10 protein-coding genes are annotated in these 18405 nt (G+C 37.3%); 4 read left to right on the top strand and 6 right to left on the bottom strand.

The window, feature by feature from the left end:
- Position 1: 1 nt before the first annotated feature.
- The 3 genes from gyrB to secDF all read left to right on the top strand — a co-directional run bounded on the left by gyrB (position 2) and on the right by secDF (position 6147).
- The gene (gene gyrB / locus GV828_RS08955) at positions 2–1942 is read left to right on the top strand and encodes a DNA topoisomerase (ATP-hydrolyzing) subunit B (protein ID WP_166537146.1); all 1941 of its coding nucleotides are present in this window, start codon (positions 2–4) and stop codon (positions 1940–1942) included.
- Between the two features lie 48 nt (positions 1943–1990).
- Positions 1991–2926, top strand: coding sequence for a malate dehydrogenase (mdh, locus tag GV828_RS08950; RefSeq protein WP_166537145.1), 936 nt, complete (start codon positions 1991–1993; stop codon positions 2924–2926).
- Positions 2927–3144: 218 nt separating this feature from the next.
- Positions 3145–6147, top strand: a complete 3003-nt coding sequence (gene secDF, locus GV828_RS08945; protein ID WP_166537144.1) for a protein translocase subunit SecDF — start codon at positions 3145–3147, stop codon at positions 6145–6147.
- A 55-nt stretch (positions 6148–6202) separates the two neighbouring features.
- Here the strand turns inward: secDF and GV828_RS08940 are convergent, their stop codons facing one another.
- The 6 genes from GV828_RS08940 to folE form a co-directional block, all read right to left on the bottom strand.
- Positions 6203–7051 (bottom strand): HAEPLYID family protein, encoded by an 849-nt coding sequence (locus GV828_RS08940; protein ID WP_166537143.1) that lies wholly within the window; start codon positions 7049–7051, stop codon positions 6203–6205.
- A 69-nt stretch (positions 7052–7120) separates the two neighbouring features.
- On the bottom strand, positions 7121–7513 hold the full coding sequence (locus GV828_RS08935; protein ID WP_166537142.1) for a hypothetical protein: 393 nt from the start codon (positions 7511–7513) through the stop codon (positions 7121–7123).
- A 105-nt stretch (positions 7514–7618) separates the two neighbouring features.
- Positions 7619–8551 (bottom strand): prolipoprotein diacylglyceryl transferase, encoded by a 933-nt coding sequence (gene lgt, locus GV828_RS08930; protein WP_166537141.1) that lies wholly within the window; start codon positions 8549–8551, stop codon positions 7619–7621.
- Between the two features lie 65 nt (positions 8552–8616).
- Entirely contained in the window at positions 8617–8868 is a 252-nt protein-coding gene (gene yidD, locus GV828_RS08925; RefSeq protein ID WP_166537140.1) for a membrane protein insertion efficiency factor YidD, read from the bottom strand.
- Positions 8869–8910: 42 nt separating this feature from the next.
- The gene (cysS, locus tag GV828_RS08920; protein WP_166537139.1) at positions 8911–10395 is read right to left on the bottom strand and encodes a cysteine--tRNA ligase; all 1485 of its coding nucleotides are present in this window, start codon (positions 10393–10395) and stop codon (positions 8911–8913) included.
- 189 nt (positions 10396–10584) lie between these two features.
- The gene (folE, locus tag GV828_RS08915) at positions 10585–11253 is read right to left on the bottom strand and encodes a GTP cyclohydrolase I FolE (RefSeq protein ID WP_166537138.1); all 669 of its coding nucleotides are present in this window, start codon (positions 11251–11253) and stop codon (positions 10585–10587) included.
- Between the two features lie 148 nt (positions 11254–11401).
- Between folE and GV828_RS08910 the strand changes: the two genes are divergently transcribed.
- Entirely contained in the window at positions 11402–18340 is a 6939-nt protein-coding gene (locus GV828_RS08910) for a T9SS type B sorting domain-containing protein (RefSeq protein ID WP_166537137.1), read from the top strand.
- Positions 18341–18405 lie beyond the last annotated feature (65 nt).

The following is an 18405-nucleotide window of genomic DNA, read 5'->3' as shown; positions in this document are numbered from 1 at the left end:
TATGAGCGAAGAAATTAAGAAGAACAATTATTCAGCGGATAGTATTCAGGCATTAGAAGGAATGGAGCACGTGAGAATGCGACCTTCCATGTATATTGGTGACGTAGGAGTGAGAGGTTTGCACCACTTGGTGTATGAAGTTGTGGATAATTCCATTGACGAAGCAATGGGAGGTCATTGTGACACGATTTCGGTTTCAATTAACGAAGATAATTCAATTACGGTTGAAGATAACGGTCGTGGAATTCCGGTTGATATTCATAAAAAAGAAGGCGTTTCGGCTCTTGAAGTTGTAATGACCAAAATTGGTGCCGGAGGAAAATTTGACAAAGATTCTTATAAAGTTTCAGGAGGCTTGCACGGTGTTGGGGTTTCGGTGGTAAATGCGTTGTCTAACCATATGAAATCTACCGTTTTCCGCGAAGGAAAAATTTACGAGCAAGAATACGAAAAAGGAAAAGCGCTTTATCCTGTAAAACAAATTGGGGAAACCGACAAACGCGGAACTCGCCAAACTTTTTACCCAGACGATACGATTTTTACGCAAACTACAGAGTTCTCTTACGATACGCTTTCGGCTCGTATGCGTGAACTTTCTTTTTTAAATAAAGGAATTACGATTCATTTTACGGATAAGAGAGAAAAAGACGATAAAGGTGAATTTTTAAGCGAAACTTTCCATTCTGATGAAGGTTTGAAAGAATACATCCGTTTCTTGGATGGTAACCGTGAACCGATTATTTCGCACGTGATCTCGATGGAGAACGAAAAAGGAGAAGTTCCGGTAGAAGTAGCTTTGATTTATAATACCAGTTACTCTGAAAATATTTTTTCTTACGTAAATAACATCAACACTCACGAAGGAGGAACGCATCTGCAAGGTTTTAGAAGTGGATTGACACGTACCTTGAAAAAATATGCGGATGCTTCGGGATTGCTTGAAAAATTAAAATTTGAAATTACCGGAGATGATTTCCGTGAAGGTTTAACAGCAATTGTATCAGTAAAAGTTTCTGAACCACAATTTGAAGGACAAACCAAAACCAAACTAGGTAACAGAGAGGTTGTTTCTCCTGTAAGTCAAGCCGTTGCTGAAATGTTAGAAAATTATTTGGAAGAAAATCCAAATGATGCCCGAACCATTATTCAAAAAGTGATTTTGGCTGCACAAGCCCGTCACGCTGCGAAAAAAGCACGTGAAATGGTGCAAAGAAAAACTGTCATGGGAGGCGGCGGATTACCAGGAAAATTATCTGACTGTTCAGAGCAGGATCCGGAAAAATGTGAAATTTTCTTAGTAGAGGGAGATTCAGCAGGAGGAACGGCTAAACAAGGACGAGATAGAAATTTTCAAGCAATTTTACCTTTGCGTGGAAAAATCTTAAACGTCGAAAAAGCCATGCATCACAAGGTTTTTGAAAACGAAGAGATTCGAAATATCTTTACCGCACTTGGAGTAACTGTTGGAACAGCCGAAGATTCAAAAGCATTGAACTTAGAAAAATTACGATACCATAAAGTTGTGATTATGTGTGATGCCGATGTTGATGGTTCACATATTTCTACCTTAATATTAACGTTCTTCTTTAGATTTATGAAGGAGTTGATTGAAAACGGTCACGTTTACATCGCAACGCCACCTTTATATTTGGTAAAAAAAGGAAACAAAAAAGAATATGCTTGGACAGATGCACAACGCGATGAAATTTCTTCAAAAATGGGCTCTGGTTTTAATATTCAGCGTTATAAAGGTTTAGGAGAGATGAACGCGGAACAATTGTGGGAAACTACTTTAAATCCGAGTTTTAGAACTTTGCGTCAGGTAACCATTGATAGTTTGGCAGAAGCCGATAGGGTTTTCTCTATGTTGATGGGTGACGAAGTTCCACCTCGTAGAGAATTTATTGAGAAAAATGCGGTTTACGCTAATATCGATGCATAATTTTTGCAAAAATAAAAACAAACAAATAACAACTAAATACAATTAAGCATGAAAGTAACAATCGTAGGTGCCGGAAATGTTGGCGCTACTTGTGCAGATGTCATTTCTTATAGAGGAATTGCAAGTGAAGTGGTTTTATTAGATATTAAAGAAGGTTTTGCCGAAGGAAAAGCAATGGATATTATGCAATGTGCAACTAACACAGGGTTTAATACACAAGTTTCGGGTGTAACAAATGATTATTCTAAAACTGCTAAAAGTGATGTAGTAGTCATCACTTCAGGAATTCCGAGAAAACCAGGAATGACACGTGAAGAATTGATTGGTATTAACGCCGGAATTGTAAAATCGGTTGCAGAAAATGTTTTAAAATTTTCGCCAGATGCTATCATCGTAGTGGTTTCAAATCCAATGGACACCATGACTTATTTAACTTTAAAAGCAACAGGATTGCCTAAAAATAGAATCATCGGAATGGGTGGTGCTTTAGATAGCTCACGTTTTAGATATTATTTGTCAAAAGCTTTAAACAAACCTTCAAACGATGTTTCTGCAATGGTAATTGGAGGTCACGGAGATACGACCATGATTCCTTTAACGCGTTTGGCTTCTTACAACGGAATTCCGGTTTCAGAATTTTTAACGGAAGAAGTTTTAGAAAAAGTAGCGGCTGATACCATGGTTGGAGGAGCTACACTTACTGGATTGTTAGGGACTTCTGCTTGGTATGCTCCTGGAGCTTCTGTAGCTTATTTGGTTGACAGTATTTTGAATGATCAGAAAAAAATGATTGCTTGTTCTGTAATGCTTGAAGGTGAATATGGTCAATCAGATATTTGTGTGGGCGTTCCATGTATCATCGGCAAAAACGGAATCGAAGAAATTTTGGATATCAATTTGAACGAAAAGGAAAAAGCGTTATTTGCTAAAAGTGCAGACGCTGTTCGAAATATGAATGCCGATTTAAAATCGGTTTTGGTATAAAATAAACTTTAAAGTTTTAAAAGACTGCTTTGTGCAGTCTTTTTTTTATGATATAATTAGCAAATTAATTGGTTAATCATTCGGTTAATTATATATTTGCTCGTTTTAAAAAAAAGCGATTATTATCATTTGTATTTTAATAAATGTAAGTGATTGATATATTGTTTTTTAAATTAAAAATACCTCAAAAAAAAAGAATTTAATTAATTTTAGTAATAATGCAGAATAGAGGACTCGTTAAATTTTTTGCAATTTTATTTGCATTGGTAAGTATTTACCAGCTTTCGTTCACGTTCGTTGCAAATAAGGTAAAAAGCGATGCAAAAGCTTTTGCCCAAGGCGATGATCAAAAAGAATTGAAATACCTTGATTCAATCAGCAAGGTGAATGTGTACAACTTAGGTTTTACAAAATTTACCTATGAAGAAGTAGCCGACAAGCAAATCCAGAAAGGTTTGGATCTTGAAGGAGGTATCAACGTAATTTTGCAGATTTCTGTAAAAGATGTTTTGAAAACCTTAGCAAACGATTCTAAAAATCCGGTTTTCCTTAAAGCTTTAGAAACAGCTGACAAAAACAGAGCCGGAAACCAAGATTACATCGATGCTTTTTTTGCAGCATTCGATCAAGAATCTAAAGGAACTGTTAGATTAGCCGATCCTGAGATTTTTGCACACAGAAACTTAGAGGAAGTGAACATCAAGATGTCAGATGCTCAAGTGACTACTGTTGTAAGAACAAAAGTAAAAGAATCAGTAGAAAGTGCTTTCCGTGTTTTACAAGAGCGTATCGATAAATTTGGAGTAGTTCAGCCAAACATTCAAATGTTAGGAGAATCAGGCAGAATTTTGGTAGAATTGCCTGGTGCTAAAGATGTTGATCGTATTAAAAAATTATTACAAAGTACAGCTCAATTAGAGTTTTGGGAAACTTATAAAGTAGAGGAAATGAGTAATTTCCTTATGGCTACTAACGAACTTCTAAAGAAAACTGAAGTAGCTGTTGCCGCTCCAGAATTACCAAAAACAGGTATTGATACTTTATTGACAGATGCTTCAAAAGATTCTGCTGCTGTTACTGGCGCTAATCCTTTGGTTGATAAATTCACCGCTTTTGGTAGTGGTCCGGTTTTAGGATATTTTTCTCCAAAAGATACGGCTGCTGTTAACAAATATTTGAACAAACAAGAAGTAAAATCGCTATTAGCCGGAGACCAACGTTACGCAAAATTCGTGTGGAGTAAAGAGCAAACTATTAACGTTTTGAACCAACAAATCGTTGATCCTAAAGTTACACCAAACTCGAAAAAAGTAGAAGTAGTTGAATTATACGCTTTAAAAGGTAACCGTCAAGGAACACCTTCAATGAGTGGTGCAGTTGTAACTGATGCTTCGGATAAATTTGACCAAATGGGTAAACCGTCTGTTGAGATGGTAATGAACAGCCGTGGCGCAAAAGACTGGGAATCTTTAACTGGAAAAGCTTACGCAGAAAGAGGTTTTATCGCCATTGTTTTAGATGATGTAGTGTATTCTGCTCCTGGAGTTACCAGTGGTGCTATTACTGGAGGAATTTCTCAAATTACAGGAAATTTTGACATTGCTGAAACAAAAGATTTAGCGAATATTTTAAGAGCTGGTAAACTACCTGCTTCTGCAGATATCGTGCAGTTTGATGCTGTTGGACCATCATTAGGACAAGAAGCAATTGATAACGGAATTACTTCTGCATTAGTAGGATTGTTATTAGTTTCGCTTTGGATGATTATTTATTACGGTAAATCAGGTTGGTTCGCTAATATTGCGTTAGCAGTTAACTTATTATTCTTATTCGGAATTTTGGCAAGTATTGGAGCCATCTTAACTTTACCAGGTATTGCCGGTATCGTGTTAACAATGGGAACTGCCGTAGATGCTAACATTATTATTTACGAAAGAGCAAAAGAAGAATTGCGATTAGGACATTCGTTGGAAGAAGCTATTAAAACTTCATTCAGTTGGAGAGGTGCGATGTCATCAATTACAGATGCTAACGTAACCCACATTTTAACTGGAGCTGTGTTATTTATCTTTGGAACAGGTCCTATTAAAGGATTTGCAACTACATTGTTAATTGGTATTTTTACATCACTTTTCACCGCCATTTTCATCACTAGAATTTTATTAGAGTGGAGTGTTAACAGAGGAGATAAATTGACTTTCGTTACAGGTTTCTCTAAAAATTTATTTACGAAATTCAACTTTGATTTCTTAGGGAAGAAAAAAATCACCTATGCAATTTCAGGAGTTGTGGTACTCGTTTCGGTTGCGTCATTCTTCATCAACGGTTTTGATCAAGGTGTTGATTTCGTTGGAGGAAGAACATTACAAGTACGATTTGAAAAGCCAGTTGAAGCATCAGTAGTTTCTGAAGAACTTTCTGAAGTTTTCGGAAGCGTGGTGCAAGCAAAAGTTTTAGGTGATGACCAACAATTAAAAATTGTAACCAAATATAAAATTGAAGATCCAAGTACCGAAGCTGACGTTGAGGTAAACAAAATGTTGTTCGACAATTTAAAAAAATATTACAATGCCGATATTACATATGAAAAATTTGTAAATGCATATGATGGTAAACAAACTGGAATTATGCAATCTTCAAAAGTAGGTCCGGCGGTAGCTCAAGATATTAAAACTAACTCTATTTGGGCAGTTTTAGGAGCAATGGCCATTGTATTCCTCTACTTAATGGTAAGTTTTAGAAAATGGCAATATTCACTTGGTGCAATCGCTGCAGTAGCTCACGACGTAATTTTCGTTTTAGGAGTTTACTCGCTTTGCTACAAATTTATGCCTTTCCACATGGAACTTGACCAGCATTTCATTGCAGCAATTCTTACTGTGATCGGATATTCAATGAATGACACCGTGATTGTATTCGACCGTGTTCGTGAATATTTAGCCGGAAGAATGAAAGGTAATTTCAAACAAATTGTAAATAGTTCTGTAAATACAACCATGTCACGTACCATCAATACTTCATTAACAATGATCATCGTATTATTGATTATGTTTGTTTTCGGTGGGGATTCAATCCGTGGATTTATTTTCGCAATGTTGATAGGTATTTTAGTTGGTACTTATTCTTCACTATTCATTGCAACTCCAGTATTAGTGGATAGTATTCCCGAATCAGAACACAAAAGAATTGAAGACTTACACAACGCTGAAGAAGTAGCTTAATTTAAGTTTTAAATCATAAAAAAAGCCCCGATGTTTTCACGTCGGGGCTTTTTGTTTAATGGTGTTTAGGTTCCCAAATTAAACGCAGAAACGAACTAAAACGCTCATTTTCTCGTTCTACTGGAATTCCGGCTACAATGCCAATCATCAATTGTTCGGTAACGCCAACCCGCATTTGAGGTCTTATTGTCATGTCAAAATCTTTTTTGTCCAAAGTTTTGTTGAACTCAATACCCAAAAAATTTCGCGTTCCCGGAATCATGTAGTGAAAACTGGTGTTGATGTCATACGTAGTATGAAAATTGTTATTTTCAAAATCCTGATGAATCATTGGACCCGTATAAATTAAGGAATGGAAATTATTTCCCCAACGTTTCGCCACCACCAAAAACGGATTGTAAACATTTCCTTTTACCAAAGGTTTTCCAAATTCTCTAAAACTAGACAATTCAAATTCGTTGATGTAACCAATTGCCATCGAGGTAGCATATTTTTCATTAACAAAAAATGACCACTGTGCTGCCACTTTCAAACTATTTAATTGATTCGACGGAATAGAATCACGGCTTGTTGATTGTAATGGAGAATAAAACGTAAAAGGCAATTCAACCTCCAAACCCAATCGGTCAATTGGAGCCCATTCATATTCTACCAAAGCTTCGTATGAATCGTATTTTAAATTATCGGTCAAGCCTAAACCAAGATTCCATTCGCGTTCGCCTTTTCGAGCTCCTAAATCGCGAATCAAATCAATGTAAAGCGGTTCGGCATGTAAAACTTTAACTGGTAATTTTTGTTCTTGTACTTCTTCAATGTACAAGCTGTCGAGCGTGGCATCATTTTGAGCCAACGCCATGTGAGCCGTTACCGAAAATAACGATAACAGCAGTATTTTTTTCTTCATTTTTAAATACGTGTTGTGATAATTCCCAAATGATTTTTCACATTTGGAAACAAAATTATTTTAAACTGATTACAAAAAAATCATCTCCGGAGGAGGAGAAATCAGGTTAAAATAATGAAATGAAGTGAAATTTTTGGTCAAAAATATTTTTCTTGAAGAGTGATTTTCAAAAAATAAAATTTCAAAATAATTGTTTTCCGGAAACATTAAAACTGAAAGTTTAAAGTTATTCTTCAATGAAAAATCTTCTAACTCTGTATCGTCTTGTTCTGCAATCGCATCTTCAAACCCAAACACTTTCTCTACTATAATTTCAATTAAACTTTCTTGTTCGTTGTAAGTGGAAGCCGTTTTTGTTTTAAGATCAATGTCAGCCGGATTCACACTGATATTTAGGAAAAAAAGCCCTAGCATAAACCAGAAGAAAGGAGTAAAAGTGCTATTTTTTATCAGTTGAAACATACAATATTTTAAAATGCATAATTACAATTTTTACAACAAAAACTTCCTAAAAAAATGTAAAAAAAAAGAGAACGCTTTGGTTCTCTTGATTTTATTTATAATTATTTAAAGGGTTCGAGGTTCTTTTTTCGCCCGGAAAATCAAAATAAATCCAATGATGATAAACGGAATACTCAACCATTGTCCGGTAGAAAGCGCTCCATTCAAAATATCTTTTTCAAAACCGCCTTGGCTTTCTTTTACAAATTCTACAATGAATCTAACAGCCCAAAGCAAAATTAAGAACACACCTAATAGATAACCTTGTTTTAATCTAGCGTTGGTTTTCCAATACAAATAAAATAAAATCGCAAACACAAAAATATATGAAAATGATTCATACAATTGTGCAGGATGTTTCGGAAGTATTTGTGCCAAAACCGAAGCAAATTTCGGGTTGGTCGCAATTTGGTTGTAGGCTTCGTTCGCATCATTCGTTTGCACAATTTGCATCGCTTGCCCCGGTTTAATGGCATCGCGAAGAAATTTAATTCCCATCGCAGAATCGGTAGTTTTTCCTACAATTTCCGAGTTGAAAAAATTCCCTAATCGTACGAAAATGGCCCCCGCCGAAACCGGAATCACAATTCTATCTAAAACCCACAAAATTGGGCGTTTGATAATTTTTTTTGAATAAAAATACATCGCAATGATAATCGCGATTGCCGCTCCATGACTCGCTAATCCCGAAAATCCAGTAAACTCTAATTCTGGTTTGGTACGAATTGGAAGAAAAACGCTCCAAAAATCCTGGCTAAAAAGTTCAGGTTCGTAAAATAAAACGTGACCAATTCTGGCGCCAAAAAGCGTGGCAAAAAAAGTGTAAATGAACAAACTGTCTAATTTTTCAATAGTTTCACCCTCGCGCAGGTAAATTCTTTTCATCAAATACCAACCCAAAACAAACGCCACTACAAACATTAAACTGTAGTATCGAATTACAAAAAAACCTAGGTCTATTCCTTCGCTGGGATTCCAAACGAAATTAAGTGCAGTCATATTTTTAAATTGAAAATAATTGTAAAAGTAAAAATTTGAAGTTAAACTGTCGTTACAAATTCTTGTTAATCTTTTTTAGGAAATTTTTCTGGTACTGGATCATAACCTTTTCCGCCCCAAGGATGGCAGCTCAAAATTCTTTTTGCCGCCAAAAAACCACCTTTCAAGAGTCCGTGTTTTTGCAAAGCTTCAACTGCATAATGAGAACATGTTGGCGAATACCTACATGCCGAAGGCAAAAAAGGGGAGATGCCGTGTTGGTATATTCTGATTAAGAAAATGAACGGTGCGATTGTTATTTTTTTTAATTTTTCCATATAAAAAAAATGATGAAGCCTTAACACTTCATCATTTTGTATTTAATTAATGGTAAAAGTTGTGCCATCTTTTCCGTCTTTTAAATGAATGCCTAAAGAAGTTAACTGATTTCTAATATTGTCAGACAAGGCAAAATCTTTATTAGCCCTGGCTTCGTTTCGCATTCCAATCAACATGTTGACCACGTTTTCTAACTTATCATTTCCAGCACCAGACGTTTTTTCATCTTTCAATCCTAAAATGTCAAAGATAAAACCACTCATCGCATTGCTAAAAGTTTTCAAATCTTCTGCTGAAATGCTTTCCGTTTTTTCTTTTAACAAATTGATAAAACGCACACCTTCAAACAATTCTGCAATTAAAATGGGTGTGTTGAAATCATCGTTCATCGCATCGTAACAGCGTTGTTTCCAAGTATTGATGTCCACAGAAGAATTTTCTGAAACTTCAATTTCCGAAAGCGAATTAAACGCTTCCATCAATCGGTTGTAACCTTTTTCCGCAGCTAAAATCGCATCATTACTAAAATCCAAAATACTTCTGTAATGCGCTTGAAGCATAAAAAATCTTGTTACCGATGGCGAAAATGCTTTGCTCAAAATATCATTATTTCCGCTAATAATTTCGCGAGGCAAAATATTATTACCGGTAGATTTCGCCATTTTTTTTCCGTTAAGCGTCAACATATTGGCATGCATCCAGTAATTTACCGGAGCGTTTCCGGTACAAGCTTGGTTTTGCGCAATTTCACATTCGTGATGCGGAAATTTTAAATCCATTCCGCCACCATGAATGTCAAATTGTTCGCCTAAATACTTGGTACTCATTGCGGTACATTCTAAATGCCAACCCGGGAAACCATCGCTCCAAGGTGATGGCCAACGCATAATATGTTGCGGTTCGGCCCGTTTCCAAAGTGCAAAATCCTGCGGATTTTTTTTCTCCGATTGTCCTGCTAATTCACGGGTATTCGCCAGCATGTCTTCAATGTTTCTGCCACTTAAAATCCCATAATGATTGGTTTCGTTGTATTTTTTAACATCAAAATAAACCGAACCGTTCGCTTCATAAGCCAATCCGTTGTCGATAATTTTTTTGATAATTTCAATCTGTTCAATAATATGTCCCGTAGCCGTTGGCTCAATACTTGGCGGCAAAAAATTAAAATCATTCAAAATCGAATGAAAATCCACCGTATATCGTTGCACAATTTCCATCGGTTCCACTTGCTCCAGTCGCGCTTTTTTTGCAATTCTGTCTTCGCCTTCATCCGCATCATTTTCCAAATGTCCGGCATCCGTGATGTTTCTTACATAACGAACCTTGTAACCCAAATGTGAAAAATACCTGAAAACCACGTCAAACGACATAAAAGTCCGCACATTTCCCAAGTGAACATTGCTGTAAACCGTTGGTCCACATACGTACATTCCCACATTTCCTTGGTGTAAAGGCGTGAATATTTCCTTTTCGCCCGAAAGCGAATTATAAATTTTCAAAGTTTGGTTTTGGTACAAAGGCGTCATAAAAAGTTATTGCTAAAAATGGGTAATGATCTTTTGGGCAGCCATTCCTGCTGTACATTTCAATTTTTTTGGCTCGGCGTTTTTTTGCACTTATCAAAAGAGCTTCCGCTGGTCGCTTTTTGATTTCGGCAAAAAAATACGCCTTACTGCAAAAAGATTTCCATTTCCATCAGGGCTGCGGCAAAGTGCTTAAAAGCTCGTATCGAATTTAATGTAATCTAAAAATTCTCTCCTGGTAGCTTCATCTTTAAATTTTCCGCCAAATTCTGATGTTACGGTACTGCTTTCAATATCTCTAATTCCGCGAGAATTTACGCACAAATGTTTGGCATCAATTACACAAGCCACGTCTTGGGTGTTTAAGACTTTCTGTAATTCTTGCACAATTTGCATTGTTAACCTTTCCTGAACTTGAGGTCTTTTGGCAAAATAATCTACAATACGGTTCATTTTAGACAATCCTACAACTCTACCGCTTGAAATGTAGCCAATGTGAGCTCTCCCGATGATTGGTAGTAAATGATGTTCGCAAGTAGAATAAACCGTGATGTTTTTTTCAACCAGCATTTCGCCATATTTATAATGATTGTCAAACGTGGACGCTCCAGGTTTCTTGTCGGGATGTAAGCCGCCAAAAATTTCTTTTACAAACATTTTCGCCACGCGATTTGGAGTGCCTTTTAAGCTATCGTCAGTAAGATCCATTCCTAAAGTAATCAAGATGCTTTCCACATCTTTTTTGATGCTTTCGATTTTTTGATCATCCGTTAGGTCAAATGCGTCACTTCGAAGTGGATTTTGTGCGCTCGAAGCAAGGTGGTTATCACCTATTTCGTCAAGAAAATTCTCGTTATTCATCGATGTTTTGATAAAATAAAAATTTAAGACAGCAAAGATAACTAATAAAATACAAACAGTTGTACGATGTTAAAATTAAAAATATTCAAAATTTAAGATAATAGTTTCTTAAATTTATGTAAATTTCGCTCCTCAAAATATTCCCAAAATGAAGAAGAATTATCTTTTATCTTTATTATTTACGCTGTTTTTTGCCGCCTTGAATGCTCAAGACCTTGGTTGTTTGGATATTATCGCCAATGATAGGGGTACTTGTGCGGTAGGTGATTGCGTCACTTTAGAAGCAAGACCTCCCATTAACCGTATCCCAAGACAAACGGATAGTTACGTAGTGTCATCTACACCTTTTGTATGGAGAAGTCCGGATAATATCAATGATATTACCAGTATTACTACGGATGATAGATGGTCTCAAACTATTCCTTTGCGAGGGAAACAAACTACTCCATTTAACTTTTGTTTTTTTGGTGAGAAATATGCCGAATGTTTAATTGGTGATAATGGAGCGGTAACGTTTAGTATTCAAGGCCATCCTGATTCTCCGGGAGGTTTATATGCTCCAAATTCTGGTAGCGGTTTTAGCTTTTCGGCGAACATCAATGGTGGTTCTGGTCCAGGTTATGGACCTCCTTATAAAAATGCAATTATGATGTTGCAGGATTTACTTATTACGGGCTCAACTAGAGTGGTTGGACCTCCAAGTGATCCTAATTCGACTCAAATTAATTATTTTACCGTTGGTACATACCCTTGTCGTGCATTTGTGGCTAACTGGCAAAACGTCCCGCTTTATGGAGGCGGATGTGCTGACGAAGGGAATCAGTCATATCAAATCGTTTTATTCGAATCTACAAATATTATCGAGATTCATGTAAGAAGAAGAGTGTCTTGTCCCCAATGGATTAGCGGTGCAGGAACTCTAGGAATTCAAAATCAAGCTGGGAATATGGGTTATGCAGCTCCTGGTCGAGATACTAGTAATAACCCTTGGAGCGTGAATGTTGATGGTACTGGAACAACATCTGAAGCGTGGAGATTTAGCCCAAATGGTGCTCAGGTTCCTATCACTTATGCATGGTCAACAGTTGCAGATCCTGGAACTATTTTAGCAACAACACCCACGTTTACTGTTTGTCCAACTGCTACAACTGATTATCAAGTAATCGCTACTTTTGGAAGTTGTGATCCTGCAATACCACCTCAAAGAGCATCTGACGTTGCGACTGTAAGGGTTGGAGAGTCAGCGGGTTTAGCGCCTCAAGACATAACCCATTGTGATACTGATGCTAATCCACGTGAATTCAATATAGGAATTAATACAGATGTGGTATTGGGTACTTTTAGTACGGATCCTACAGAGGTTTTAGATCCTAATTTATATACGGTGGGATATTATTTAAGTCAATTCGATGCTGAAAATGAAATAGGAGATCTTTACACACCACCTATTAATAATTTCTATGACCCTTCAAACACAGCAGCACCAGTAATTTACAACCTTCCTGTACCATTAAGAACTCAAACCATTTATGTGCGTGTAACAGATTATAACTCTCCAACGCCTTGTTATGCAATTTTGCCTTTTACAATTAGTATTAGAAGTTGTACCGAAACTGAGGTTGCTGGAATTACAATGTGTGATGTAGCAAACGACGGTACTGAAAATTTTAATTTAGAAGATAACTTAGCTGACGTACAGGCTCAAATCACAGCTGATGGATTTGTCCCTGCCGATTTCTCTCTTACTTATCATGAATCATTAATTGCAACTGATGATTTAGCAACTGCCTTAACACCAGCTCAGGTTGCATCTTATCCCTCAGGTACTGGTGCAGTCATTTACGTAAGAGCGTCAAGAATTACTGATCCTACAGATTATTTAATTTATTATTACTCTTTATTATTAAATCCAAATCCAACCGCAGTTATATCTGGTTCGGCATCGGTTTGCGAAGGGTCAACAGCGCCAATTAATTTTAGCGGAACTGCTGGCGCAACAGTAACCTATACTGATGAAACTGGTGCAACTCAAACCACTACTCTGGTTGATGATGGAACAGGAACTAATACCGGGACAGCTTCAATTACATCTCCTGCGGTTGTAGCTGCTTCATCGCCATATAATTATACATTAGTTAGTGTTTCGTTAACAACAAGTGGATTAACATGTGTGGAACCATTGACAGGTGTTGCTTCTATAAATGTAGGTCCACAACCAACAGCTGTATTTTCTACTGGAAATACCACAATTTGCGAAGGCGATGCCACGACAATTGGGATTTCCGGTACCGCTGGATCGACCGTAACATTTCTTGATGCTACTGGAACTCCACAGACGGTTATATTAGATGGTTCCGGTGTTGGCTCTATTTTAGTTCCAAATACTACCACAAATGGGGTTTATACTTACACCCTTGATGAGGTTTCAACAGCGGGAACTCCACCTTGTGTAGAAACGCTTACAGGTTCAGTTACAATTACTGTCGAAGAATTGCCAACTGTATCAATAACTGCATTAGATACTCAAATATGTTTAGGAGTTCCTTCAAGAATTAGATTTCAGGGAACACCTTTGGCTACTGTTAACTATACATTAAATAGTGCACCAGCCTCGGTTACTTTAGATGCTTCAGGTGAATTTATTCTTACAGAAACGTTGCCATCCGATGCTACTTATGATTATGACTTAGTATCAGTTTCGGCAGCTTCTCCGTCAACATGTACTCAAACTCAAACTGGAACCGCAACAGTAACCGTTATTGGAAATCCGAGCGCAACAATCTCACCTATTAGTCCTGTAATTTGCGAAAATACTACTGGTGGTGTTGTTATTTCTGGAACGTTAAATGCCGATGTTACTTATACGGTAAATGGAAGTACTCCTCAAGTTGTAAACCTTTCTACACCAACTGCAAATCCATTAATTGGGGAGGCTACAATTTCATCGACATTAACTGCCAATACAACTTATTCATTAGTAAGCATTACTACAACTGGTGCTTCTCCTTGTACAGCTTCATTTACCGGGGTCGATGCGACTATTACGGTAAATCCGCTACCAACTGCAACTATCGCTTTGGCTCAAAATACTGTTTGTGAGAATGATGCGACTTCTGTTTTGTTCACAGGACCAGTTAATGGCATAATTACTTATTCTATAAATTCTGGAACGCCAACTACACTTACATTAAATGGAACCGGAAACTTTAGTTTACCAACAGGAAATTTAACAACGCCAACTACTTATACGCTTTTAAATGTGGAATCTGCCGATGCGGTTCCTTGTTCAAGATCCTATTCTACTGCTGTAACTGTTCAGGTTAAGGCGTTGCCAACGGCAACTTTTACGGGTCCGGTAAATGTCTGTCAAAACCGTCCTGCAGAACTTGAATTTACAGGAACTCCAAATAGTACGGTTACATTTACAGCTGATGGAGGCGTTACTACTGATACAATTTTACTGGATGGAATGGGGTACGGCTTATATACAACTGCTAATCTTTCTGCCGCAACCACTTTCGATTTGATTTCAATTTTAGGCGATGGAACTCCAGCTTGTTCAAATACCCTTTCTGGTTCGGTGACTGTAAATACAATTGCTGCTCCAGTGGTAATTAACCCAACCCCATTAGAAATTTGTGATGACAATGAAGATGGTATTGGATTCTTTAATTTGACAGACAAAAATCTTGAGATTACCGGAGGTCCTTCAACGTTAATATTGAGTTACCACGAAACAATGCAGAATGCTTTGGATAACGCATTTCCTAAACAGAATTTTCCATATGCAAACTTAGTGGATGCCTCTCCAGAACTTACACCATACTTCATGTATGTGAGAGTTGAGGAACCAGGAGGAAGTGCATGTCCATCATTTGTTCAATTAAGATTAATTGTAAACAGAACGCCACAACCGGTTTCTCCAAATCCAATTCAGGTTTGTGACGATGCAACCGCTGATGGTTTGTCAACTTTCCCTGATATTACAATTAGAGAAGCTGACATGATTGCTGATTTGAATCCTTTGGATACATACAATTTTATATATTATATTAATCAATCAGATGCAGAAGCGGCTGTACCAGCAAATCCGCCTATCACAAGTTTAATAAACTTTAATAATACCGTTCCGTTTTTACAAACGATTTGGATTCGTGTGGAAAATGCAGTAACAGGCTGTTTCAAAGCCGTTCCAATGGATTTGATTGTGAACCCGAATCCGGTGATTCCTGCTCCAGGAGTATTGCCAGAATATACTTTGTGTGACATCAACAATCCGGGTGATGAAATAGAAGAATTTGACTTAGAAGATTACAAACGATTTATTACAACAGAAGCAGGAATGGACATCAGATATTATTTTGATGCTGCTGCTTATGCTGCTGGAACGGAACTGCCATTAAATTATGAAAACCAAGTAAGCCCTGCTCAAACTATATTAGTAGTAGTTACTAACGGAGCTACGGGGTGTACTTCCCAAACAACTTTAACGCTTCGAGTAGAACAATTACCGTTAATTAATGTTCCTGCTCCACAAGTGGCTTGTGATCCTGACAATAATGGAACAGAGCAATTTGATTTAGATTCACTGATTCCTGGAATTACTGGTGGAGCACCGTACACCATCACTTTCCATGAAACAAGCTATAATGCCGAAAATAATTTGTTCCCATACACTTCTCCATACAGCAACTTGGCTTCTGGAATGATTTGGATTAGAGCAGTTGATAACAACTCAGGATGTTTTTCAATTGCACCAATGCAACTTATTGTCAATCCGGCTCCAACCGTTCCAACCACGATTGATCCGTTAATTGTATGTGACACTAATGAAGATGGAACTACACGTGTAAATCTTCAGGCTCATATCGATACATTGGATTTATTGACTGGACAACCAGCTGGAACTTATTCCATTCGTTTCTATACTGATGCAATAGATGCTAATGCAGGTTTAGGAAATAACATTCCAAATCCAACAAATTATTTAGCAACAGATGGTCAACAAATTTGGGTAAGAATAACTAACACTGCCACAAATTGTTTCAACGTTGGAAGTTTTACAATTACTATTAATCCAGCGCTTGCTTTTGCTCCGGTGGAATATTCACTTTGTGATGAAGGCTTACCAAACGATGGTTTCACTAGTTTTGATTTAACCACTCAAATCGGTAATCTTACTAGAAATCTTCCTGATTATGATGTAGCTTTCTATACTTTAGCTGGTACTTTGATTGATCCGGCTACAAGTTATACGAACGCAAATCCAGGAGCCCAAACCTTAAATGTTGTAATCACAAATACCGTAACAGGTTGTGTGAGTTACACTACATTAACCATTAGAGTTGAGCCGTTGCCAAACCCAAGAACAGATCCACAAGATCTCGTTAACTTATGTGACAATGGCGTTGAAGGCGATGGAATTGGCGAAAATATTGATTTGACAGTTAACGAAACATACATCAGAAACGGTGCATCTCCAGCTTCTGTAGCATTTTACTACTACACTGATCAAGCGGTTGCCGAAGCAGATGCTGCTGCAGGAACTTTCGCAAACGCAATTCCAGATCCTACAGATTATTCAGGACCATCAGGAACAATTTATGTATTGATGACCACAAATGCCAACAATGCTTCAATCAAATGTTCGCAAATGGTTCAGTTTGATATTATCGTGAATCCAATTCCGGCTTTAGGAGTGAATGGTGTAATTCCAAACTTTGTAGCTTGTGTGGGAGGTGCAACGCATACATTTACATTAAGCGATCATAATTCGAGTGTTTTGGATGCTTCGTTAAATGTTGCAGATTATACTTTCACTTATTATGATTCTCAAATAAACGCAGAGGCTGGTGGAACTCTTGGTGTGTTGCCAAATAGTTATCCAAATACTACTAATCCAGAAGCAATTTGGGTTAGAGTACAAAACAACACAACCGGATGTTTCAACGTAGGAACATTTAATTTGGTAGTTGATGAACCAGCCGTTGCAAATCCAGTTGCGGATCAAGTGGTTTGTGATGATTTAGATGGAACAAATGATGGCTATACAGATTTCGACTTGTCTGCATTTGATAACACAGTTTTAGGTACCCAAACACCACCTGATTTCACAGTTCATTATTATTTAACTGAAGCTGATGCAATTTTAGATGGTGCCGAAGGACCGACAACTACCAATTCACGTGCTATCGTAGATGTAAATCCGTTTAATACTGCTACAACAACTGTTTATGCTTTAGTAATTAATAGAAATGCCACAACAGGTTGTCCACAAATTACACCAATTAATTTGATTGTAAATCAACTACCAGTAGTAACATTACAAGGAGGTTTCTTTTGTGTGGATCCAACCACTTTAGATCCTTTGAACAGTTATGAATTAGTTGCCAATGTTGATGGTGGAGCAAATCCTGCGGATTATACTTACCAATGGTTTAACGGTACAAATCCGTTACCAGATACAGGTTCGTCTATTTTTGTGAATGAAGTAGGAACTTACAGCGTAATTGCAACAAATATTGCAACGGGTTGTATCTCTGCTGTAACACCAGAATCTTCTGCTTCTGTTGATGCTACTTCTGCACCAATCATTAGTGATGTTGTAGTAAGCGGATACTTTACCGACAATGCAACAATTACAGTTGTGGTTGATCCGTCAAGTTTAGGAAACTATGAATTTAGATTAATTACAGCTGAAGGTGGTCCGACTGAATGGCAAGCTTCTAATGTATTTGGTCCTGTTGCCGCGGGAACTTATTTACTTGAAGTGAGAGATTTAAACAATGGAGGTTGTGTGATGCCAATTCCTATTGAAGTAATGGTGATTAATTATCCTAAATTCTTCACGCCAAATGGAGATGGCTATAATGATACTTGGACAATTAGAGGTTTAGGACCAGATGCAATTATCTATATTTTTGACCGATACGGGAAATTAGTGAAAACTGTAGGTTCTGAAGGCGATGGTTGGGATGGAACAATGAATGGTCATCCGCTTCCTTCTACAGATTACTGGTTTAAAGTATTGTACACCGAAGGAACAGAGCAAAAAGAATTTAGAGCTCACTTCTCTCTCAAACGATAATTTTTAATTTGAAATAAAAATAGGCTTCCGCAAATGGAAGCCTATTTTTTTGTCCGAAACTTTGC

Origin of the sequence: Flavobacterium ichthyis (assembly GCF_009915155.1) — a bacterium.
GTDB lineage: Bacteria > Bacteroidota > Bacteroidia > Flavobacteriales > Flavobacteriaceae > Flavobacterium > Flavobacterium ichthyis.
The sequence above is the reverse complement of the archived record's forward strand: the minus strand, read 5'-3'. Positions and strand labels throughout refer to the sequence as shown.